Annotated in this window: 24 protein-coding genes; 20 read left to right on the top strand and 4 right to left on the bottom strand. The window is 38.7% G+C overall.

The window, feature by feature from the left end:
• The first annotated feature begins 35 nt into the window (after positions 1–35).
• Both MKX83_RS21310 and MKX83_RS21305 read left to right on the top strand, forming a co-directional pair.
• On the top strand, positions 36–371 hold the full coding sequence (locus MKX83_RS21310; protein WP_095371776.1) for a winged helix-turn-helix transcriptional regulator: 336 nt from the start codon (positions 36–38) through the stop codon (positions 369–371).
• 155 nt (positions 372–526) lie between these two features.
• Positions 527–976, top strand: coding sequence for a DUF1569 domain-containing protein (locus MKX83_RS21305; RefSeq protein WP_224937204.1), 450 nt, complete (start codon positions 527–529; stop codon positions 974–976).
• Between the two features lie 4 nt (positions 977–980).
• Here the strand turns inward: MKX83_RS21305 and MKX83_RS21300 are convergent, their stop codons facing one another.
• Together MKX83_RS21300 and MKX83_RS21295 are read right to left on the bottom strand one after the other, a co-directional pair.
• Positions 981–1,442, bottom strand: a complete 462-nt coding sequence (locus MKX83_RS21300; RefSeq protein ID WP_224937203.1) for a low molecular weight protein-tyrosine-phosphatase — start codon at positions 1,440–1,442, stop codon at positions 981–983.
• Positions 1,435–2,046, bottom strand: a complete 612-nt coding sequence (locus MKX83_RS21295; protein WP_224937202.1) for a TetR/AcrR family transcriptional regulator — start codon at positions 2,044–2,046, stop codon at positions 1,435–1,437. The genes MKX83_RS21300 and MKX83_RS21295 overlap by 8 nt, the downstream gene beginning before the upstream one ends.
• Positions 2,047–2,216: 170 nt before the next feature.
• Here MKX83_RS21295 and MKX83_RS21290 point away from each other — a divergent pair, with 170 nt between their 5' ends.
• Positions 2,217–2,987 (top strand): SDR family NAD(P)-dependent oxidoreductase, encoded by a 771-nt coding sequence (locus tag MKX83_RS21290; RefSeq protein ID WP_224937201.1) that lies wholly within the window; start codon positions 2,217–2,219, stop codon positions 2,985–2,987.
• A 49-nt stretch (positions 2,988–3,036) separates the two neighbouring features.
• Here the strand turns inward: MKX83_RS21290 and MKX83_RS21285 are convergent, their stop codons facing one another.
• The gene (locus tag MKX83_RS21285; RefSeq protein ID WP_341057771.1) at positions 3,037–3,831 is read right to left on the bottom strand and encodes a GNAT family N-acetyltransferase; all 795 of its coding nucleotides are present in this window, start codon (positions 3,829–3,831) and stop codon (positions 3,037–3,039) included.
• Between the two features lie 355 nt (positions 3,832–4,186).
• On the opposite strand from MKX83_RS21285, the gene pgsB reads away from it, so the two are divergent.
• The 16 genes from pgsB (at position 4,187) to MKX83_RS21205 (ending at position 20,904) form a co-directional block, all read left to right on the top strand.
• Positions 4,187–5,368: a poly-gamma-glutamate synthase PgsB gene (gene pgsB, locus MKX83_RS21280; protein ID WP_251162171.1), complete on the top strand. Its 1,182-nt coding sequence runs from the start codon at positions 4,187–4,189 to the stop codon at positions 5,366–5,368.
• A gap of 12 nt (positions 5,369–5,380) precedes the next feature.
• Complete coding sequence (gene pgsC / locus MKX83_RS21275; RefSeq protein ID WP_095371783.1) at positions 5,381–5,830, top strand: poly-gamma-glutamate biosynthesis protein PgsC; 450 nt, start codon at positions 5,381–5,383, stop codon at positions 5,828–5,830.
• A gap of 18 nt (positions 5,831–5,848) precedes the next feature.
• Complete coding sequence (locus tag MKX83_RS21270; protein WP_341057757.1) at positions 5,849–7,003, top strand: CapA family protein; 1,155 nt, start codon at positions 5,849–5,851, stop codon at positions 7,001–7,003.
• Positions 7,000–7,158, top strand: coding sequence for a hypothetical protein (locus MKX83_RS21265; protein ID WP_341057753.1), 159 nt, complete (start codon positions 7,000–7,002; stop codon positions 7,156–7,158). Before MKX83_RS21270 ends, MKX83_RS21265 begins: the two co-directional genes overlap by 4 nt.
• Positions 7,159–7,171: 13 nt before the next feature.
• Positions 7,172–8,791: a gamma-glutamyltransferase family protein gene (locus MKX83_RS21260; protein WP_341057751.1), complete on the top strand. Its 1,620-nt coding sequence runs from the start codon at positions 7,172–7,174 to the stop codon at positions 8,789–8,791.
• Between the two features lie 249 nt (positions 8,792–9,040).
• The gene (locus tag MKX83_RS21255; RefSeq protein ID WP_224937195.1) at positions 9,041–9,262 is read left to right on the top strand and encodes a DUF3311 domain-containing protein; all 222 of its coding nucleotides are present in this window, start codon (positions 9,041–9,043) and stop codon (positions 9,260–9,262) included.
• Positions 9,262–10,728 (top strand): sodium:solute symporter family protein, encoded by a 1,467-nt coding sequence (locus MKX83_RS21250; protein WP_224937194.1) that lies wholly within the window; start codon positions 9,262–9,264, stop codon positions 10,726–10,728. The genes MKX83_RS21255 and MKX83_RS21250 overlap by 1 nt, the downstream gene beginning before the upstream one ends.
• 16 nt (positions 10,729–10,744) lie before the next feature.
• Complete coding sequence (locus MKX83_RS21245; protein WP_251162167.1) at positions 10,745–12,367, top strand: amidohydrolase; 1,623 nt, start codon at positions 10,745–10,747, stop codon at positions 12,365–12,367.
• 359 nt (positions 12,368–12,726) lie between these two features.
• Positions 12,727–14,097, top strand: coding sequence for a capsular polysaccharide export protein, LipB/KpsS family (locus MKX83_RS21240; protein WP_341057743.1), 1,371 nt, complete (start codon positions 12,727–12,729; stop codon positions 14,095–14,097).
• Positions 14,054–14,785 (top strand): 3-deoxy-manno-octulosonate cytidylyltransferase, encoded by a 732-nt coding sequence (kdsB, locus tag MKX83_RS21235; RefSeq protein WP_095371787.1) that lies wholly within the window; start codon positions 14,054–14,056, stop codon positions 14,783–14,785. Before MKX83_RS21240 ends, kdsB begins: the two co-directional genes overlap by 44 nt.
• Entirely contained in the window at positions 14,778–15,659 is an 882-nt protein-coding gene (gene kdsA / locus MKX83_RS21230) for a 3-deoxy-8-phosphooctulonate synthase (RefSeq protein WP_095371788.1), read from the top strand. Before kdsB ends, kdsA begins: the two co-directional genes overlap by 8 nt.
• Positions 15,622–16,605 carry a KpsF/GutQ family sugar-phosphate isomerase gene (locus tag MKX83_RS21225; RefSeq protein ID WP_341057738.1) on the top strand — a complete coding sequence of 328 codons (984 nt, stop codon included), beginning with the start codon at positions 15,622–15,624 and terminating at the stop codon, positions 16,603–16,605. Before kdsA ends, MKX83_RS21225 begins: the two co-directional genes overlap by 38 nt.
• A gap of 11 nt (positions 16,606–16,616) precedes the next feature.
• Positions 16,617–17,138 carry a KdsC family phosphatase gene (locus MKX83_RS21220; protein ID WP_307315913.1) on the top strand — a complete coding sequence of 174 codons (522 nt, stop codon included), beginning with the start codon at positions 16,617–16,619 and terminating at the stop codon, positions 17,136–17,138.
• A 12-nt stretch (positions 17,139–17,150) separates the two neighbouring features.
• Positions 17,151–17,570, top strand: a complete 420-nt coding sequence (locus MKX83_RS21215) for an HIT family protein (protein WP_341057730.1) — start codon at positions 17,151–17,153, stop codon at positions 17,568–17,570.
• Between the two features lie 20 nt (positions 17,571–17,590).
• Positions 17,591–19,795 (top strand): capsular polysaccharide export protein, LipB/KpsS family, encoded by a 2,205-nt coding sequence (locus tag MKX83_RS21210; RefSeq protein ID WP_289434684.1) that lies wholly within the window; start codon positions 17,591–17,593, stop codon positions 19,793–19,795.
• Entirely contained in the window at positions 19,792–20,904 is a 1,113-nt protein-coding gene (locus MKX83_RS21205) for a capsular polysaccharide export protein, LipB/KpsS family (RefSeq protein ID WP_224937186.1), read from the top strand. Before MKX83_RS21210 ends, MKX83_RS21205 begins: the two co-directional genes overlap by 4 nt.
• Here MKX83_RS21205 and MKX83_RS21200 read toward each other — a convergent pair.
• On the bottom strand, positions 20,901–21,407 hold the full coding sequence (locus MKX83_RS21200; RefSeq protein WP_341057717.1) for a sigma-70 family RNA polymerase sigma factor: 507 nt from the start codon (positions 21,405–21,407) through the stop codon (positions 20,901–20,903). The two genes, MKX83_RS21205 and MKX83_RS21200, sit on opposite strands and share 4 nt — an antisense overlap.
• Before the next feature lie 324 nt (positions 21,408–21,731).
• Here MKX83_RS21200 and tagU point away from each other — a divergent pair, with 324 nt between their 5' ends.
• On the top strand, positions 21,732–22,655 hold the full coding sequence (tagU, locus tag MKX83_RS21195; RefSeq protein ID WP_251162155.1) for a polyisoprenyl-teichoic acid--peptidoglycan teichoic acid transferase TagU: 924 nt from the start codon (positions 21,732–21,734) through the stop codon (positions 22,653–22,655).
• Positions 22,656–22,906 lie beyond the last annotated feature (251 nt).

Raw genomic sequence — 22,906 nt, 5'->3', positions numbered from 1 at the left:
CTATTTAATGAGGACAGGTAAAGGAGCTATAAAGAATGGATTGTAACCATAAATTGAAAACGGATTCTAAGCATATCTGTAGCAACTACCATGAAGCGATTGAATTTATAGGTCGCAGATGGATGGGCATGGTCATCTATTCCTTAATGGACGGACCGAAGAGATTTTCTGAATTAGCAGATGAAATTAATGGTATTTCTGACCGATTACTTACAGAACGGTTGAATGAACTCATTAAGGAAGAACTTGTGAGTAAAACATTTTTAGAAGATTCTTCGAAAAAAGTTGAATATGCCTTAACAGAAAGAGGAATGAGCTTGAAGAAAGTTATTGAAGCCATTCTTGCTTGGATTGCTGAAAACGAAAAGTAATAACCGAGACAAATATTGTAGCTGAAGAACGAACAGATCTATAGAGGATTTGTTCTTTTTTTGGGCTCTTTTTTATATTAGAAGGAGTGTATAATTCTTTTGTTGAAAGCTATAGAGTGAATAATAAATTGTGAATGAAGAGGGTGAGAAGGGAAATGAAAAGTATCTATGATCCGGTATATTTAGAGGAAATTTTAACACGTATAGATCGTTTGAGTTCCAATTCAAAACGGCAATGGGGGAAGATGAATGTCGCCCAAATGATGGCTCATTGCTCAGCCTTTCAAGATATTGCGATGGGGGAATCTTCTCCAAAAAGGAGTTGGTTGGGAATCTTTGTAGGAAACTTCGCCAAACCGATTTTTTATAACGAAAAGACTTTACCTAAAAATATGTCTACGATTCCGACCATTTTAATTGTCAATGATAGGGACTTTAGCAAAGAGAAGGAAAAGTTGAAACAAAAATTATTGCAATTCCATGCTGATGGACCAGAAAAGTGTACAACCCATCCCCATTCTTTTTTTGGTAAACTGACCGCTGAGCAATGGGGAAAGGGTATATACAAGCATCTAGACCATCATCTCAAACAGTTTGGTCTATAACGCATCATCTTCGTTCTTCCTTTATTTTCTTCATCAAGGCTTCACAACCAGCGCTCACTAAATCATATGTTTCCTGGAAATTCCCGGTATAGTAAGGGTCCGGCACATCCTTTGCACCTTCAGTTAAATCTAATAAACGGAATATTTTTGGATGCTGAGGTTGACCCAGTATACGGTATATATCTTTTATATTCGATTCATCCATTGCCACAATATAATCAAATACTTCGAAGTCTTCTTTCTGTAATTGACGTCCTTTTAATCCTTTAGAGGAAATACGATAGTCGTTTAAAATCGCGAGTGTTCCTTTATGTGGAGGCGCGTCAATGTGCCAAGAGCTCGTCGCTGCTGAATCTACGAATATTTCCTTCTCTAGTCCAACTTGTTCTACCTTATGTCTAAATATCGCCTCTGCCATTGGTGAACGACAAATATTACCTAAACAAACGAATAACACTTTAATCATGAGGCTGCCCCTTTCCTTTTACAAAAAATGATTCAGTCGAAACGACCATAAGTTCAACAATTTGTTCAGCCATATAAGTGGGTGTATGTGGAAAGTCCTCTTCAATCCAGCGAATAATGAGACCAGCAATGCCATTGGCTCGATAAATATATAACCATTTAGCGTCAACTGAACTGTCCTTAGGCAGAACATAGTCGTATTCATCTAAAAAAAGTTGTTCAATTGCTTGTGCCATTTGATAGCGGAAATCGACACGAATATGGTCACTTAATAATAATTGATATAGTGATGCATGTTCTTTGAAATAATTGAATAGAGTAATCTCCTCAATCGGAAGTTCTCGTAAATAAACTTGTTCATATGCTTGATAAGGAATACCAATTTGTTCAATCATCTCATGTAATGTCTCATCAATGACCTCTTTTAGTAACTCGTCCATCGAATGAAAATTGGCGTAAAATGTTCCACGATTATAATTTGTCTCTCTTGCAATCTCAGATATAGTAATTTGGGCGAAAGGCTTTTTGTATAATAATTCAATAAATTTTGTTTTAATAGCTGCGCGTGACCGTTGTACGCGTTTATCTAAAAAATCATGCTCCAAGAGAATCACCTCTTTCCTTATTATGTTGAATTCCTATATATTTTGCAATTTTACTGAACAAAATAAAATAGGTTGCACATTACTGAACAAAATGTCCCAGTTTGTATATTGAGACACTAAAAATGATGAGATTTAATAGTAACTGAACAAAGGAAAGGGAGGAAAGGACAATGACATTTCCAGTATTAGAAGGTAAAGTCGCTATTATTACAGGCGCAGCAATGGGTATGGGGGAAGCGACGGCTAAACTTTTTGCAGAGGCAAAAGCGAAAGTAGTCGTAGCTGATTTTAATGAGGAAAAAGGCCAAGCAGTAGTAGAAGAAATCAAAGCTAGTGGCGGAGAAGCTGCTTTTGTAAAAGTAGATATCTCGAAATCAAAAGAAGTACAAAACATGGTGCAATTTGCTGTAGACACATATGGTAAATTAGATGTAGCTGTGAATAATGCTGCGCTAACACCAGATGATAAATTAGCCGCTGAGTTCGATGAAGATTATTGGCACCGTTTAATGTCTGTAGACTTAACAGGTACGGCTCTTTGTTTGAAATATGAGCTACAACAACTAGAAAAACAAGGAGACGGTGGTTCGATTGTTAATATCTCATCTGTAAGCGGATTCCGTCCACAACCACAAAATATTGCTTATGTAGCAGCCAAGCACGGAGTAGTTGGAATGACAAAAGTAGCTGCAATGGAATATGGTCCAAAAAATATACGTGTGAATTCAGTAGCTCCTGGTGCCATTGATACACCAATGCTTAGAGGTGCGCTTGATCAGTTTGGATTTACGGAAGAAGAATATGCTCCACAATTAAGCTTGTTGAATCGCTTTGGTCAACCAAGAGAGATTGCTCAAGCAAGTCTATGGTTAGCATCAGATGCATCTTCTTATATTACAGGTACCACTATTCATGCGGACGCTGGATATACATCTAGATAAGACGCAATTATGAGAGCTCTTTTTAAAAGGAGCTCTATTTTTTTACTCCTCATAACGATTCATCCCTCACCCATATCGCCTTCGTATAGGCAACCCTCATTCCTGCTCGCTCCATATTCCTCTGACTAACTGAACCATAGGAGGCTTGCCCAACTATCCATTTGCAGCCGATTTCCTGCGCATGTTGAATTCTTTGTTGAATAAGTGCAGACTGCACACCTTTTTGTCGAAAAGTAGGTAAGGTAGAAGCAGCTGCGAGGTTCCCCCCTTTTTCATTACAAAAAAGTAAGCCGACACCAGCCGGTTCATGATCCACTAACGCTATGTAAAATGTCCATTCTGGTAACGAATAAAGGACAGCATTGTTTTGTGCTACGCCTTCAAGTAGGAAAGAAGGCATTTGAAAGCCTTGTGTGTATATGTCAGCAAAAGTCTGGAATTCATCTGGATGTAAGGCGCGAATTTCAATAGCGCTATTAACAGGTTTTATGGTATCTGGTAACTGCTTATATAAAGTGGTATGAAAGTCTATCTGATAAAAACCACGTTTGTGCAAAGCCTTTAATAATGATTGGGAATGATGACTTGGTGCAATTTCGAAGCGAGCAGGAATATGTTTTTCATCATAAAAATTAACTATTTCATCAAGCAATAACTCGTCTTCTCCACAAAGCCCTTTGATCACATTAAAAGCTGGCCCCGGAATACTTTTAACGGTGTAAGCCATCGTTTGTCCGAATGATTGAATGGATACGCCCATTGGATTATTTTGTAGGTTTCCAATAGCAAGAAGGCGCGAAGTTAGTGTATCCATTTCGATTTGTTCCCATAATTTTTCATTCATACATTTCACATCCTTGTTCAACTTTTTTCGACACCCTTTTGGATATTTCCTCTTTGAGAAGTTTTTTTCTATCTTATGTCAGCATCGATTTCACTTGTCATCTAATTTTTATAAAAGAAATACCTACCTACGGACATAAAAAATGTTTTATAAGAAAAACGGTTTGAACAACTAGAAAAAATTGTTTATTAATAGTGATTTATCCCTCCGAAATTGTTGTTTTAAGTAAAATCTGGTTGTCATCTATCGGTAAAAAAAGTTTATTTCCATGTGATGGCTATGAAATATTTATATATTAATATATTAATCGTGCCAATTTGACAATGAAAAAAAAAGGAAAAGAGGAGGCGGGCATATGTGGATTATTGTTGTTTGCTGTCTCATTTTATTAACGGCAGGAATTATGGAGAAGAGAAAACATCGTAAGAGGCTAGATGCGTTAAAGATACGAGTAAATATTAATGGAATCCGCGGGAAATCAACAGTCACAAGGCTTATTACCGGGATATTATTCGAAGCTGGTTATAAGACAGTAGGAAAAACAACCGGAACGGATGCGAGGATGATTTATTGGAATGATCCAGAAGAGAAACCAATCGTAAGAAAGCCTCAAGGGCCTAATATTGGTGAACAGAAGGAAGTGATTAAAGAGACGGTTGAGCGTGGGGCGGAAGCATTGGTCAGTGAATGTATGGCGGTTAACCCCGATTACCAAATTACTTTCCAAGAAGAATTACTACAAGCGAACATCGGCGTTATCGTTAATGTATTAGAGGATCATATGGATGTCATGGGACCAACATTAGATGAAGTTGCTGAGGCTTTTACAGCGACTATCCCACATAATGGTTATCTTATTATTACCAATGATGCATATCGTGATTATTATGAAAAAGTAGCTGCGGAGCGTAACACGACCGTGATTGTTGCAGATAATAGTAAGATTTCAGAAGCATTTCTAAAACAGTTTGATTACATGGTTTTCCCTGATAATGCCTCTTTAGCACTGGCTGTAGCAGAAGCGATTGGTATTGATGAAAAAACGGCAAGACAAGGGATGCTCAATGCGCCACCAGATCCAGGAGCGATGAGAATTTCTCCAATTGGACATTCGAAAGAACCATCCTATTTTGTTAATGGTTTTGCGGCAAATGATGCGTCTTCAACTTTGAATATTTGGAAGCGAGTAGAAGAAGTTGGATACCCGACAAAGGAACCCATTGTTATCATGAATTGTCGTGCAGACCGTGTCGATCGTACGGAACAATTTGCTAGAGATGTACTACCATTTATCCCAATGAAAACACTTGTGGTGATTGGGGAATCGGCGGAACCAATTGTGAAAGCATACGAACTAGGACTTATACCTGCCCATTCATTAGAAAACTTAGAAGGGTCGGATACGGGAGAAATTCTCGAACATTTAAAAGGAGAAATGAAAGGTTCTACCATTTATGGAGTCGGCAATATACATGGTGCTGCAGAACCGTTAATAGAAGAAATTCAACATTTGAAAATAAAACAATTAGTCAGTTAAGGAGCGTTTTCCATGTTTGGTGATGATTTATACATATCTCTTATTTTAGGCGTCCTACTCAGTCTCTTATTTGCTGAGAAATTTGGGATTATGCCTGCTGGGTTAGTCGTGCCAGGTTACCTGGCTCTTGTATTAGACCAGCCAATCTTTGTTTTAATAATTTTGCTCGTCAGTTTGCTAACTTATGTGATCGTAAAATACGGTGTATCAAAGGTCGTTATTTTATACGGACGTCGCAAGTTTGCTGCAATGCTGATTACCGGGATATGTCTCAAATTGATATTAGATTATTTTTACCCGATATTACCGTTTGAGATTAATGAATTTAGAGGGCTGGGGGTTATTGTACCAGGATTGATTGCAAATACGATTCAAAAACAAGGAGTTACCATTACATTAGGTAGCACACTGCTTTTATCCGCTGCCACATTTGGCATTATGTACGTGTATTACCTATTTTAAAGGAGAGAGAAGACCACAATGGAACATAAAAAGAAACCTAGGAAGCTTAATTTTCATGAACAACTTCTTCGTTTCTTAAAGAAGCAGAAAAGGCGTATTCCTGTGCATATCATGATTCTTTTTCCGGTGTTAATAGTCGCATTTGCTATTATCTATAGTTTTGATATTCGTACGGATGCAGATGCTGAGCCAGAAGAGAATGCGCAAGTAACGGGCGTGGCTGTTGGAGATGTGATGGTAGGGAGACATGTGGAAGAAGTAACAAACCGTTACGGCTATGACTATTTATTCCGTTATGTTCAGCCTTTGTTTAATCAAGCGGACTATGCGACAGGGAATTTTGAAAATGTAGCAAGCGACAGAGAGCTCGAACCGATGGAAAACAAAGAGATTACATTGCAAGCCAATCGTGAATCGGTTGCGGCGATGAAGGATGTTGGATTTCAAACGATGGCCATGGCGAATAACCATATGATGGATTACGGAGAACAGGGAATGATTGATACCCTTGATACCTTTCATGAACAAGGAATCGATGCCGTTGGCGCTGGGACAAATAGTACCGATGCTAGTAATCGTATTTCTTATCAGGAAATCAATGGATTAACGATTGCCACACTTAGTTTTTCCGACATAAGCTCTGAAGAAACGAAGGCAGGAGAAAAACAAGCCGGGATATTAGATTTTGATCCAGCCACTTTTATCCCATTAACCGCAGAGGCAAAGAAAAAAGCAGATTACGTGATTGTCCATGCCCATTGGGGACGTGAATATAATAGTCGAGCGAGTGATCGACAAAAAGAGCTGGGAAGAGCGTTAGCAGATGCTGGAGCCGATTTAGTTATTGGACACCACCCCCATGTATTAGAGTCGATTGAGGTCTATGATGACACAGTTATTTTTTATAGCTTGGGTAACTTTATTTTCGACCAAGGCTGGTCAAGAACGAGAGAAACAGCACTCGTACAATTTCATCTCATGCCTACAGGGGAAACGAATTTCGAAATTACCCCTATGAAAATACGAGAAGCTACACCCGCCCCTCTATCAAACTGGGACAAGCTCTCACAGCAGTCAATTATCCGACAATTAACGAGAGACTTGGATGTGGATCACGCGACAGTTGATGATAAATTAACGTTTACGGTTAAACAAAGGGAGGGAGAAGAATGAAGAAGTTCGTCACACGTTTATTGCCTTATTTATTTGTAGCCAGTTTATTCCTTTTTATCGTTGGCTTCAGTCAAACAGATACGCTAACAGAAAAAGAGGAACAAGAAATACAAATCGAGTTATTGAAGGTGAAGGTGCAAGAAAACCAAGATTAAAGAAGGAGGAACAATGAAGAAAAAACTTATACTGCTAGGATTGCTGGTCGTTATTCTCATTGTGATTGTTCTTCTGCGGGTTTTTGATGGAAAGGGTGAAGAAGAGGTGAGCCTCCCGATGATAGGAACAGAGAGCGGTGAATACGGGGTAAGTGCAAGCCACCCGTTAGCTGTAAAGGTAGGAATGGAAGTATTAAACGAAGGGGGTAATGCAGTTGATGCGGCTGTTGGTGTGTCTTATGCATTAGCCGTTGTCGAACCATATGGCTCAGGCCTTGGCGGTGGCGGGGAGACACTTGTATATCAAGAAGGGGTAAAGCCATTCGTTCAGCAATATAGAGAAATGGCTCCGCTCTCTTCGGAGGAAGTAGAATCAGATTCAGGCATTCCTGGATTTGTAAAGGGAATGGAAGATATTCATGAAGCTGAAGGAAGTATGTCGTTTAAGAAGATTATGGATAAAGTGATCCCACTAGCTGCAGACGGCTTCCAGGTAGATGAGGATTTATCTTATCGCTTTAAGGTAGCGCTAAATAATCGGATAGACGAGGATGAAGAATCACCTTTTATTATTGATGGGGAGCCGATAGAAGCAGGTGATCGTCTCGTACAGCCAGCTCTTGCTCAGACGCTTAAAAAAATCCGTGATGGCGGTGCGGCAGCATTTTACCGAGGTGAGATGGCAGAGTCTTTCGCTGAGCAACATGAATCCTTTGACCGCAGTGATTTTAGTAAGTATACTTCACAAAAAATGAAAGCAGTGCATGGAGAGTTTATGGGATACGATGTTTTTTCATCTGCCCCACCATACTCAGGGCTGACCGTCATTCAATCATTACAGATGGCAGAGAAAGTATTAGAAGAACAAAAATGGGAAGATGAACCTTCATTTGTCGCCTCTTTCGGAGAAATTAGTAAAATTGCCTACGAGCAGAGATTATCGCAAATAGGAGATATGGATTATACCGATCTTGATTTGGAAAAATCAATGAGTAAAGAGTTTACTGATGAGTTGGTGGAGGAGCGTAAGGACATTTTCAAAAGTGCCCGATTAAATGATTCAGAGGCAGAACGTAAAGATTATGGGCATACCACTCATTTTGTTGTCGTAGATGATAGCGGGATGATGGTATCCATAACGAATTCATTAGGGAACTTCTTTGGAACAGGAGAGTATATGAAGGAAGGATTCTTCCTGAATAACGCACTCACCAATTACAGTGAAAATGAAAAAAGTCCGAATGTGTTTGAACCAGGTAAACGGCCAAGAAGCTTTATCTCGCCAACGATTCTAGCAAATGATAAAGAAGTTATCGGCATAGGCTCACCTGGAGGAAGAAGAATTCCTGCAGTGGTCACCGAATCCATTCTCTATCATCTTGTGTATGGTTATAGTTTACAACAAGCTGTGGAGCGACCACGCTTTTATTTTGAAGACGATAAAATTGAGATTGAACCAGGCTTCAAACGGGAAACCTATAACGAACTACAAAGTAAAGGCTATAAAGTGAAAATCAATGACAACGCCACTTACTTCGGCAGTGTCAATGCCTTATCCCTACAACTAAATGACCGTACATTAGACGGAGCTGCAGATCCCCGTAGAATAGGAGAATGGAAAAAAGCTGAATAAATGAAAAAGGCATTCAATCAAACGTTTGATTGAATGCTTTTTTTTTTGGAATTTAATCTGTGGTTAAGCAAAAGGTACCTCATATACTTTCTTTAGAATACCGCCATATTAATCATTTGAATATAGATGGAAAAACTTGTTGTCATAATGGGTGGTTAAATATTTTTACATTTTGTCTAATGATATCATTCTATTAATAATAGATAATTATGAAATATCTGAATTATCATTTATGGAAAGGAGAAAAAAATGAAAAAGCGCAAATTTATTTCTTTGTATGTGGTTGTTACCATGATTCCGTTTTTATTACTTATTTTTCCGCTATTTGAATTAGTGAATCGTCCAACACCTATTATTTTGGGGCTACCCTTTTCATTTTTTTGGGTGATTTTGTGGATATTCATTACATTTGTTGCATTAATTGTACTTTATTTTATTGATCCGGATAAAAATGAAGAGGGGGATTTTTAATGCCTCACTGGCAAATTGCATTGGTCATAATGATTGTATATTTAGTTGTATGCTTACTAGTTGGTATTTTTGCGGGTAGAGGGAGGGATAGTAGTTCGTTAGATGAATTTGCGGTTGCAGGAAGAGGGCTGGGTTTACTTGTCATGTGGTTCCTTATGGGAGGTGCGGTTTTTAGTGCTTTTTCATTTTTAGGCGCTCCAGGCTGGGCATATTCGCGTGGTGCCCCTGCTTTATATATTATTACATATACCGCATTTGCTATACTACCGTGGTATATTATTGGGCCTAAAATTGGGAAGATAGGTAAAAAGAATAATTTATATACTGTATCAGCCTTTTTGAAAGGGAGATTTAATAGTCCATGGCTGGCTATTGTAGTAGGTATGATTGCATTACTTGCTTCCATTCAATATTTGGCTACTCAGATGTCAGGTATGGCGATTATTTTCAATATTATGACAGAAGGGCGTATGCCTATCTGGTTAGGTGCGCTAATTTCTTACGGAATAGTGGTTGTATATGTGGCTACTGGTGGGCTTCGAGCAGCAGCATGGTCCGATGTTTTTCAAGGATTATTGATGATTATTGTTTCTTGGGTTGTAGGCCTCTCTATTGTTTATCAATTACATGGTGGTACATCTGATATGTTCACAACAATCGCCCGCGAAACACCTGAATTTCTTCAAATTGGAAAAGACGGTTCCACTATGAGTCCTATGGCTTTTACTACGATAATTCTTGTCTCTGTTATAGGTTTTCTCATGTGGCCACATCTTTTTTCTAAATCATATGCATCAAATGCCAAAATAATAAAGAAAACAGTACTTGCATATCCAATTTTTGCCCTATTCCTCGTCCCTCTCCTTTTAGTTGGTTATGCAGCTGTAGGGGTAGTCGATTCAGGGGAGTTGAGTAGCCCTGATCAGGTGCTGCCGTATTTAATTACGACAGTAATGAACCTTCCAGGATGGGTTTATGGGTTAGTAGGAGCGGGTGCTTTAGCAGCAGCGATGTCTTCAGCAGATGCCATCACTCATAGTGCTTCTTTGGAAGTGACTGATGGTGTTGTTAAGAATGTAAAAAAGAACTTAACAGATAAGCAAACACTATTAATTATGCGGCTTGGTGTATTTGTTATTGGTGGACTAGCTTACTATATTACTGTTTTTGGTGGACAAGGTTTAGTAGCTCTCCTTTTAGGAGCATATGGTGCTATTGTACAATTCGCTCCAGGTGTTTATAGTGCTTTATATTGGAGAAGAGCGACATCAAAAGGGGTATTAAGTGGGTTAATTATTGGCACTATTTTAAATTTCTATTATCAGCTTGTTGCTGATTCAGTTCCGTTTGATATCCATGCTGGTATTATTGGCTTACTAGCTAATGTATTTGTGATGATTACAGTTAGTTTGCTAACTAAACCTCAAGAAGCTGAACAAGTAAGTAAATATGTAGATGTAGCTTAAAGAAAGGAAGGTAAATATGATAGCAGATATCGTAATGACAAATGGTGAAGTACTGACAATGGATGAGAACAATAGAATTGATGAAGCGGTAGCGATTAAAAGTAATAAAATAATTGCAGTTGGCAAGAATTCTGAAATGAGTTCTTTCATATCTGATCAAACGAAATTAATAAACCTTGAAGGAAGAACACTTTTGCCAGGGTTTATTGATGCTCATCTTCATCTAACAATCTACGGGACGAATTTGCTTAGTGTTAGTTGTAAAGCTTCTCATATAAAATCCCTAAATGATATATTTAAAGATTTGAAAAAGAAATGTCAAGAGACTCCAAAAGGTGAGTGGGTACGTGCATGGGGGTTTAAGGAAGACGCTTTATTAGAGAAGCGTTTTCCAACAAAGCAAGAATTAGATCAAATATCGACTGAACATCCTATTGTTATTATTAGAACCTGTAATCATACTTCAATTGCAAATAGTAAAGCTTTAGAGATTGCAGGGATTAATGAACATACAAAGAACCCTGATGGAGGAATCCTAGAAAGAGATTGTTTAGGATTGTTGACAGGTAAGTTAATTGAAAATGCCCATATGCAATTATTTGAACATGCAGCGTACTCTAGTGAAGAACTAAAAGAAGGAATGGCTTTGGCATCTGATGATTTTGTTAAATATGGCATAACAAGTGTACATGATGCTGGAGCTTATGGAGATGGCGGCGAAACGATGCGAATGATGCAGGAAGCCGTCAATGAAAATAAGGTAAAGGTTAGGGTTTATGCCATAGTAGGGTCATTAACAAATTCACATGATTTCGTGAGGAATATGATTAATGAAGGTAAGTTTAGTGGTCAAGGGGATCATCGATTTAGAATCGGACCTGCAAAGCTGTTTACTGACGGTAGCAGTACTGGTCCAACTATTGCCACAAGAGAAGGTTACACGCATAACCCTAAAGATTTCGGTGTGATATATTATGAGCAAGAGGAGTTAAACCGTATATTAGGTGAAGCACATGATAACGGTTTTCAAATAACTGCTCATGCTCAAGGTGATAAAGCAATTGAGATGGTATTAAATTGTATTGAAGAGGCACTAAAAAAGAATCCGCGAGAGAATCATCGCCATCGAATTGAACATGCGGGTATTGCTGCACCTGATTTACAGGAACGAATAAAGAATCTAGGAGTTATTCCTATCCCTAACCCAGGATTTATTTACGTGAACGGTGATCATTACAAGGAATATTATGGAGATCGTGTAAATGTCATGTATCCTGCCAAAGACTATTTGGATAAAGGTATTATTATAGCTTTTGGTTCTGACACTCCAGTCATTGATTTGGATCCATTACTGGGAATTCATTCAGCAGTTAATCGAAAATCTAGCAGTGGTAATCCTATCGGTGATGAGCAGTCTATAGGAGTATTGGATGCAATTAGAGCTTATACATGGAACGGTGCTTATGCTAGTTTTGAAGAAAATATAAAAGGAAGTATAGAGACTGGAAAATTGGCTGACCTAACGATTCTGAATGAAAGTATACTAAACAAACCTATTAATCAAATCAAAGATATGTTTGTTGAAAAAACGATGATAAATGGTGAGTTTGTTTATTCTTGCCCGCAAAAGGTGCTTTAGGAAAAAAATAGAAGAATAGTAAAATATCTTTAATGCGATAAAAGCCAGAAGTGTATTTAAATACATTCTAGGCTTTTTTTATTATGTGAAACTTATTATATTGAATATTTTTTAAATGATATCGCCAATAGCGAGTCGTGTGGGGAAAGCACATTATATTTCCAATAACAAACGTACCTCTTTCGTTTTTAGTTTAATTGTAAACCCTCCATTAACTATTATGAAAATTTTCTAACAAATGTAAATATCTATTAAATGGTTTGTAAATAATCGGTAAATCCATCATTTTTCGGCGATTGTCATGATACACTCTAGGCAAATAAAGCGTTAAATACAGCCGATGAATTTGGAGGATGCTAATGGCTCATTTCATGTTTATTCGAGGCAACCGCAATAAGAGGCTTTTTCATGATATTGGGGCTGAGTTGGAGCGAAAAGGTCATCAAGTGCATTTAATACAGCTTGAATTAAATGAGTTACTAATGAAAACGACCATTCCGACCGTTTTTTTACCTAATCATGTGGCGAAAGAGGAATACCCGATTAGTGACAAGGAGTTAATGAATCTACAGATATATAATATTACTTTTACAAAAAGGGTACTGCAAAAGGAAATCCCGCTAAGTGAGCTTAGGATGTATAAGCGGTACATGGCAGCACTAGATTACCTGCTTGATAAGTACAACATCGAAGTAATTTGCTTGTTTAATGGCTATCACTGGATTGACCAAATATGCCGTTATTTAGCAAAGAAGAAGGGTTTGCGGACGTATTTCTTTGAAGATGGGTTGTTTAGGCCGTATACGATTACGTGTGACCCGAATGGGATTAATGCCTGTTCAAGCGTCCCGAGAGACTTCTCCTTCTATCAGGATATGGAGGTCGACCGTCCGCGTCTGATGAAATTTATGTTTCGCCCGGAGGAAGAATCACTGAAGCAACTAAAAAGGGAAAATCTAGTGAAGGTTGCTTCAGCAAAACTATTATCAATGGCAGGGTCACTTTTGTGTATCCACCCAAACTATTTTGCTCATATTAATTTCTGGCAAGGACTCAAATATTTCGTTCATAAGAAATGGTATAGCCGAAGAAAGGAAGATGAGGTTGACTTGCGGGGTGAATATATCTTTCTCCCGTTTCAAGTGTCTCGTGATACGCAAATTTTTTATCATTCACCACATATTCAATCAATGGAGCAATTACTAGAAATTACTTTAAAAGCGGTGGAACAATATAACCAGACGTATCATAGGCAAATCAAAGTCATTGTAAAGGAACATCCTGAAGACTTATCAAGACAAAACTATCAATCATTAAAAAACAAATATACAAATGTACAATTTGTGCAAAAATATCGGATGGACAAGCTTTTGAAGGCTAGCTTAGCTGTGGTGACGGTCAATTCAACAGTCGGAATAGAAGCGCTTGCTCATTACAAAAAGGTGATTACATTAGGAGATGCCTTATACAATATTGACCCACTAGTGGAAAGATGTCCGCATCCAGATCTTTTATATCAAAGTTTGCAAAAGTCATTATCGACGCCTTTATCTATAGATAAAATTGAAAAATTTCTCTATTATTTACGATTTCATTACCAAACGGAAGGTGTGCTCAATCGACCTAATAAACAAACAGCAAAGAATTTAGCGAATAGATTAGAAGATTATGAGAGAGGTGTATTGGATGAAAGCGATTGGAATCATTCCCGCAAGGTACGCATCGACTAGATTCCCAGGTAAACCACTTGCACTTATTGCTGGTGTACCAATGATTGAACGGGTATATCGCCAAGTGTGCCAATCGGAAGAATTAGAACGCGTCATTGTCGCTACTGATCATGAAGAAATTAAGAGAGTAGTAGAATCAATCGGGGGTGAGGCGATATTAACAAGCGCCGCCCATGAAACGGGCTCTGACCGTATGGCTGAAGTAGCATCCAATATAGAAGGTGACTTTTTCATTAATATTCAAGGAGATGAGCCCCTCATCCAGCCTACACTAATTAATGAGATGGTTCGTACCTCTCGAAAACAGCAAAATAGGGCTGTAATCACCGCTATGAAAAAAATTAATCGCCCTGAAGATATCACGGACCCAAATGTGGTAAAAGTCGTTACAAATGAGCAAAATGAGGCACTCTACTTTTCGAGAGCACCGATTCCTTTTCAAAGAGGCGAGAAAACCGATTATTTTAAACATATTGGTGTCTATGGTTATCCACGTGAAATATTAATGAGATTCGTTATGCTCCCACAAACACCGCTTGAACAAGCAGAAATGCTTGAGCAACTAAGACTGATAGAAAATAATATCCTGATTAAAATGATTGCAACAGATGACCCGTTCCACGGTGTAGACACAAAGGAAGATATTCAAAAAATAGAAGAGATTCTAGGGGGAAAACAGTATGTCTAAAACAGTCAGATTAAATGATGAAATCGTATTTGGCGGTGAGCGTCCTTTTGTATTAATTGCTGGACCATGTATGTTAGAAAGCAAAGAAGTAGTGATGGAGACAGCGGCAAGATTAAAAGAAATTACCTCTCATTTAGGCATTCCATTTATCTTCAAAGGGTCATTTGATAAAGCGAATCGATCTTCTATTTTTTCCGAAAGAGGGCCTGGACTTCAAGCGGGATTAAACATGTTAGCAAATGTGAAGGATGCCTTTCGCATTCCTGTGTTATCAGATATTCATGAGCCTAGCCAAGCGGCTTTAGCTAGTCAAGTACTGGATATTATCCAAATCCCAGCCTTTCTTTGTAGACAAACAGACTTGCTTACTGCTGCAGCGAAAACAGGAAAAGTTATCAATGTAAAAAAAGGTCAATTCCTCTCTCCTACTGACATGAACAATGTTGTAACAAAGTTAAAGGAAGCAGGCAATGACCGAATATTACTTACAGAAAGAGGTTCAACATTTGGTTATAACAATTTAGTTGTGGATATGCGTTCATTACCAATGATGAGAGAAATGGCACCAGTTGTATTTGATGCCACACATAGTGTGCAAATCCCAGGAGGCAATGGTACAAGTACAGGAGGGAAGCGTGAATTTGTTCCTTACTTATCTCGTGCCGCAGCAGCAGTTGGCGTCGACGCTATTTTTATGGAGGTTCACCCTAACCCTGAAAAAGCGTTATCTGATGGGCCGAATATGGTGAAATTAAGTGATGTAGAACAAATATTAAAACCGATTGTAGCCATGGATTGTTTATTAAAAGCATCATCCTATGCAGGAGGGAATGAGCATGCTGAATATGAAAACGAACCAGCTGGATTATACTAATCACGTAATTTCTGTCTTGGAAAAAGAAGCAACAGCTATTATGCAGTTAAAAGATCAAGTCGGTCCACATATCAATGAAGCGATTGCCATGATTCTCCAATGTGAAGGAAGAGTGGTTATTACAGGCATAGGCAAATCAGGCATAATTGCCAGAAAAATCAATGCTACTATGGCGAGTACAGGTACACCTTCTATTTTCCTTCATCCATCGGAAGGGTTGCATGGAGATTTAGGGATGGTTACGGCAAAGGATGTAGTGATAGCGATATCAAATAGTGGGGAATCGGAAGAAGTATTACAGCTCATCCCGTCCATAAAAAGAATCGGTGCAAAAATGATTAGTATTGTGAAAAACCCATTATCAACATTGGCTAGAAAGTCAGAGATCGTCCTTTGTATAGGTAATGTAGTAGAAGCCTGCCCACATGGTTTAGCTCCTACAACAAGCACGACGGTTACTTTAGCTTTAGGAGACGCCTTAGCCATTGCCTTACTAGAAGCAAGAAACTTTCAGCCAGAAGATTTTGCAGTCTTTCATCCGGCAGGCTCATTAGGTAAAAGATTATTACTTAAAACAGCTGATGTGGTCTCTAATACCCGCAAAAACCCGATTATTGCAACACATGCAACCGTTCAAGAGGCACTATTCTCTATGACTTTACAAGGAATGGGCGCGATCAGTGTAGTCACAGAGAAAAATGAATTATTCGGGATTTTAACAGATGGTGATATTCGAAGAGCATTTGCGATGACAAATACAATACTTGAAGAACAAGTCCTTCAATATTGTAATCCACAACCATATTTCCTATCAGAAAATCACCTTGCTTCTGAAGCGAAGACATTAATGGAGCAGCATAAAGTAAATGTGCTGCCGATAGTCAATGAAAAACATGAGCCCACTGGTATGATTCATATTCATGACCTTATGCATCTTGGGTTGTAGGAGGCACACTGATGAAAAATATTCGCTTAATCGTGTTAGATGTTGATGGTGTGTTAACCGATGGCAAACTCTTGTTATCAAGCAGTGGTGAAGAAGTAAAGGCATTTCATGTACATGATGGCATGGGAATTAGCCTAGCGAAGTTTGTTGGGATAGAGGTTGCGATTATTACAGGCAGACGATCTGCGGCAGTTGAGAAACGAGCAGCGGAACTGAACATCAACTATGTGCAGCAAGGTGTGAAAGATAAAGTATCCGCCCTTTTACAATTAGCGGGAGAAATAGATATTGATGTGAATCAAATGTGTTATATCGGTGATGATCTCAATGATATAGAAGCAATGAATATGGTCGGGTTAGCTGCATGTCCAGCAAACGCGATTGAGGAAGTGAAGCAAGAAGCGGAAATCGTTGCGGAACGGATGGGCGGTAATGGCGCAGTGCGGGAGATTATAGAATCCATTCTTCGTCAAAGTTTTGATTACACGGCACTTGTAAAGGATTTTCTTAACCAACAGGCGGTCAGACAGTAAGGAGTGTTTCTCTTGAATAGCTGTGCAATTTGTGAAAAACAGTTCACTCATAAGCGTGAAGTAATTTACAGTAATGATCGGTGGATGCTTGTTGCGGTTGAATCAAGGACTGCATTAGGCTATTTACACTTGGAAACGAAGAGACATATTGAACAGTGGCACGATTTAAACGAGGCAGAACAGCATGATTTTTTTCATATCGTCAAAGTGGTTGAAAGCGCATTGAAAGAAATAATTGGCAGTGAACGTTTATATATGACTTCAATGAATGAGCTTGTACGGCATCTTCATTTTCATCTTATCCCACGACTAGAAGGTAGTGCTAAGCGGGGGCTGCCATTTATTTCTGAGGTCATTGGAGGAGTCCCATCCGTATCTCTAAAGGAAATGGATTGGGTCAAAGGATTGAAAACACATTTCGTACATGTATAAAGGAAGGAGGTATTGTACGTATGGGTTGGAAAAAGACAATAAAAAAAGGTTTAAAACAACTTTCACTGAAAAAAGGGAACGAACAAAAGCCATTTATTGAAATGGGAGAGAATTGGAGCAAAACTGAGGCAGTGCCTGTCGCCTTTATGTTCGGCTTTAATCCTTGGAAAAGGGAACATAGCAGCAAATTTTTCTCAGAATATCGCACCGCGTTTGTTTTTGGCCAAGGGGATTTAAAAAGATTGCAACCTTTCATCAAAAAGGCTTCTCAGGTAGTATTTATCGTCTGGGGATTCAAAGAACCTGAAGGGCTAACTGCTTATGCAGCTAAAAAAGGTATTAAAGTCCTTCGTGTGGAAGATGGTTTTGTCCGCTCAGTAGGCTTAGGTGCAGCCCATACGTTTCCTCTATCCATTGCTGTTGATTCAAAGACCCTTTATTTCAATGCTCGGCAACCATCAGATTTAGAAGAATTATTAAATACTTACGAGGTATCGGCAGAAATGTTGCAGCGTGCAAGAGAATGTCGGCTACAGCTTATTCAACAGGGCGTATCAAAATATAACCATACGGCGCAAACTGATATCCAAAAGATTTATGGTGAGAAAAAGTCAAAGAGAATTTTAGTTATAGGGCAAGTAGAAGATGACGCATCCATCCAATATGGACTAGAAGCGAAAATGACCAATAATGATCTCGTTCGTGCAGCTGCAAAAGAGCATCCAGAATGTGAAATCATTTATAAGCCACATCCCGATGTTCTTGGCGGATATCGCAAAGCTTTTTCTAATCCAATGGATGTGACCGATGTGGCGAAAGTTGTAACTGAACCGCTTGGTATCGTTGATGCGCTCCAGACGATTGATCATGTATACACGATGACTTCTCTCGTTGGCTTCGAGGCCCTTATTCGCGGTATACCAGTTACTTGTTACGGATCGCCATTTTATGCAGGCTGGGGCTTAACAACAGATAGGCAGCCAAACGCTAGAAGGCAACGGAAACGTACGATTGACGAGTTATTTGCGATTAGCTATCTTGTGTATCCGCGGTATATGAACCCAGATACCGGTGAACATATTCAACTTGAAGAAGCAATGAAAATCTTAATTAGACAACGTGCAGAGAGTATGGAGCTAGAGGGTGATAAGAAAAGACAAGCACTTGCCTTTTCTGAAGCTGAACAATTATATAAACAAGCATTAAGTTTAGTTTATCAACCTAGAAGAGAGCAAGTGTATATTGAACTCCTAAATGATGCGAGACAATACGAAAAATCCCTGCGGCTAATAGAAGAAAAGCAGCGACAGAACAGCTTACCTGACTCTCTATATTGCGAAAAGGGCATTGCTCATGCCGGTCTTGGTCATTATGAAGCAGCACTTATCTCCTTATTAAAAGTAGAAAAAAAATCTAAGCGACAAATGCTTGCTTTAATCAGATTACTATGGAAGATTGAAGGCCCATCAGATAGGTTATTACAAGCAACAGAAGAGACATTAAAAATGTTGGATGTAGATTTTTCTAAAGAAGATATCATGCAGTTTGCAGCTATCCTTAATCATTGCGGTCACCCCTATAAGGCGAAACGGCTTTTACGGGAGAAACAAATAGAACCAATAGAGGTGCCTTATCTTTCTTTGGCAGTCAATTTTGATTTCGATCAACTAAACGCCTCTACTTATAGTGAAAAAGTGGTCGTCAATCAATTGATTCAATCAGAAGGCCAGTTTCAACAACTGCTGACCACTCCAAAAAAGATAGGTATTATACTAGAAGCGACATCACAAGAGGCGGTGCATCATTTCTGCCAAAAATTTGATACCCTGATCTTTGTCACAAAACCAACCTTTTCATTGGTTGATCGGAACCGTTCATTCGTTATGTTTAGTGCCATTCATCCCGAATTGCATGAGCAGGTGAACTTATCACAGGTGGAATTATTATTATGTAATGAGCCGGGCCTTATTCATCGCTATCCCCATGGCTCAGATTATATGCGTACATTGATAGAACGAGGTGTGAAGCTAGAATCTTACCCACAAGGTTTGTATCGTGAGTTAGTCAATCAACTCGGCAGAAAACCAAGCGATCGTGAATTATTACTCTTCTGGATCGTTCAACAAACAGGAGAAAAAATAGCCGAGGAACAAATCCTATACTCAGGCAACAGTAAAGACAAGGATATGCTTAAATCCTACATCGTAGAAGGTGTCCTACAGTGAACAAATGGCGAGTATTAGCAAAGAAAGGTGTTAGGAAAGTAAAGGAGCTACGAAAATATACACAAAGCGTTCGCCAAGTGAAAAGGAATAGTGGAACAAAACCGATTGCGTTAGCATTTTACTTTTCCCATTGGAAACAAGAGTGTGTGAAGGAATTTTTTCGTGAATATGAGATTATTTTTATCCCCCATACTTTTACTACTGTTTTTTTACACAGGTTGCTCCGTGTAAAAAGGGAAAAAGTGTTCTTAATATGGGGATCTAAACAACATGTACAGCTAGAAGATATAGCCGAAGCCTATCAAGTTCCCATATATCGTGTGGAGGACGGCTTTGTCCGCTCTGTTGGTTTAGGGGCGCTGCATACATTGCCATACTCCTTATGCATAGACAAGACAGGTATTTATTATGATAGTACACAACCAAGTGACTTAGAGCATTTACTGAATCATCATCATTTTGACCAAGATATCTTAGATCGTGCAGCGCGCATCATAGAAGAAATAAAAGAAAACGGCTTAAGTAAATATAACCATCTTTCAACTAAAGATGTGAATGTAGTCTACGGCAGGAAAGCGAACAAGCGGATATTAGTCATTGGACAAGTAGAAGATGACGCTTCGATTATGATGGGAGCAGCTACACGTTGGACGAACAATGACTTGGTCCGCTTAGCTAGGGAGGAAAATCCTCATGCGCAAATTATATATAAGCCGCATCCTGACGTATTATCTGGTAAAAGACCGCTGCAATCCAATCCAAAAGACGTCACGCATCTAGCACAGATTGTCAGCGAACCAATTAGCTTGCATGATTCACTTAAAACCGTTGACCATGTTTATACCATTACTTCTTTATCCGGTTTCGAAGCACTCATGCGAGGCATTCCCGTTACAACAGTCGGAGCCCCTTTTTACTCCAACTGGGGCTTAACAGATGATCGTCAAATGGTAGCCAGAAGAAGAAGGCAACGCACACTTGTAGAAGTATTCGCTGCCGCCTATTTACTTTATCCCAAATATATGAACCCGAATACCAAAGAACCTATCACTCTAGAAGAGACAATCCAATTAATTAATGAAGAAAGGAATGCTCCCGTTCACACTTAATGGCGCGTTCCTTCTCGCCCCATCTTCTTCCTTAAGGATTTCCGTGCCCCTTCCCGCCACTGCTTCACAGCAGAAATAGACACCCCCTCTTTAATGGCAATCTCTCGAATCGAGTGATCATACATGAGTGTATACCATACCCACTTAAACTGCTTCTCCGTCAAACATCCTCGACAAACCCGCAAAAACTCAAGCTCTACAGAAGAATCATCACTCGTTTCATCACCAACCACCAATAACCAAAACTCTTCCTCAGCCACTACCCACCGCTCTGCGTAGTTAATCGACCGCTTCAACTCATTCAACAATTTCCCCCTCACACAAGCATAAGCATAACTAATAAAAGGCTTTCCCAACCCTTCATCATATCGCTCCCAAGCCTCCCACAAAGCAATCACACCCACCTGATAATATTCCTCTTTCTCCCGATAAATCCCCAAACTCCTCATAATCTTAAAAATCATTGGCTCATACGACTTAAGCACAACCTCAAACTCCTGCACTCTCTATCATCCTTAAAGGAAGCGCGCTTACCGGTTTTTTCCTAGGTAGGGGTAGTTTAAGATATGGAAGGGGAATTTACATAAACTGAAATTATTAAAAATAAACTAAATTTAGGAAAAAAAAGATGTAAAAGAATTGATAAAACTCCACGAATTATCAATTTCTTCATTTTTTTATAAAAACAACTAATATTTAATTACTGATTATTCAATATATAAATGCACAATACTGTCATATTTGTATAATTTTATATCCATGGAACTAATAATTTGGTATTCTATAACATATATCAATCAAATTAACACTTGTATGGGGGAAAAGAAATGCGTAGCCAACCTAAGAAAAAGAAGCCGTTATGGTTAAAAATAACTGGTTCTATTGTCCTATTAATGGTCATTGCAGTTGGCATCTATGGGTTTATGGTCTATCGTTCTGTTTCAGGGGCTGTAGAAACGATGCATCAACCAATCAAGTATAAAACAGAGAAAAGAGAGCAGGAGCTTACACTGACTAAACAAGAGCCATTTTCTGTTTTAATGCTCGGAGTAGATGAAAGAAGCGGAGACAAAGGGCGTTCAGATACAATCATTGTTATCACTGTTAATCCAAATGACCAATCAATGAAAATGTTAAGCATCCCAAGAGATACACGTACAGAAATTGTCGGTAAGGGCTTTGATGATAAGATTAATCATGCTTATGCGTTCGGCAATGAGGAAATGGCGATGGCCACGGTGGAAAACTTCCTTGATATCCCAATTGATTATTATATCAAGGTAAATATGGAAGGATTTAAAGATATTGTTGATGCGGTTGGAGGCATTACAGTTAACAGTTCCCTCTCATTTGAACAAGGGAATTCTTCCTTTACAGAAGGGGCAAACACCTTAAATGGCGACGAAGCATTATCCTATGTCAGGATGAGAAAAGAAGATCCAAACGGTGACTTTGGTCGTCAAGACCGTCAGCGTCAAGTGATTCAAGGAGTCATTAAAAAAGGGATGAGCCTTAACACACTCACAAACTATGATGACATCTTAGATGCGTTAGGCAAGAATGTTAGAACGAACTTGTCTTTCAATGAAATGCGTGATATCCAAAAAAATTATAAAAATGCAGTCGGAAAAATTGACCAGCTAACCATATCCGGCAATGGTCAGCGTATCAATGATGTTTGGTATTTAATCGTTTCAAATGAAGAGCAATTAAAAGTACAAGAAGAATTGAAATCACACTTAGATATATAAAAAAGAGTTCGTATTCAATCAGCCTTTTCATAAGGAATATAGACTCTCTTTATAACAACTTAGAAGTTTTGTACATATGTAATTTATCACTATGAGTTATACTCAATTCTGATTAAGTACTCCAAGGTAACTGCTCCTTAGTCAGAAAAGGTGAAGAAGTTTAAGATATGTCAGTTTATTTAGGGAGCTGTTGAGTTAGTATTAATGCGTTTTTTGGGTAGGGAGCAACTAGTCTTCTGCTTAATTGGAGA

The organism is Cytobacillus sp. FSL M8-0252, from assembly GCF_038007345.1.
Lineage (GTDB): Bacteria > Bacillota > Bacilli > Bacillales > Cytobacillaceae > Cytobacillus > Cytobacillus kochii.
This window is presented reverse-complemented; position numbering and strand designations above follow the sequence as displayed.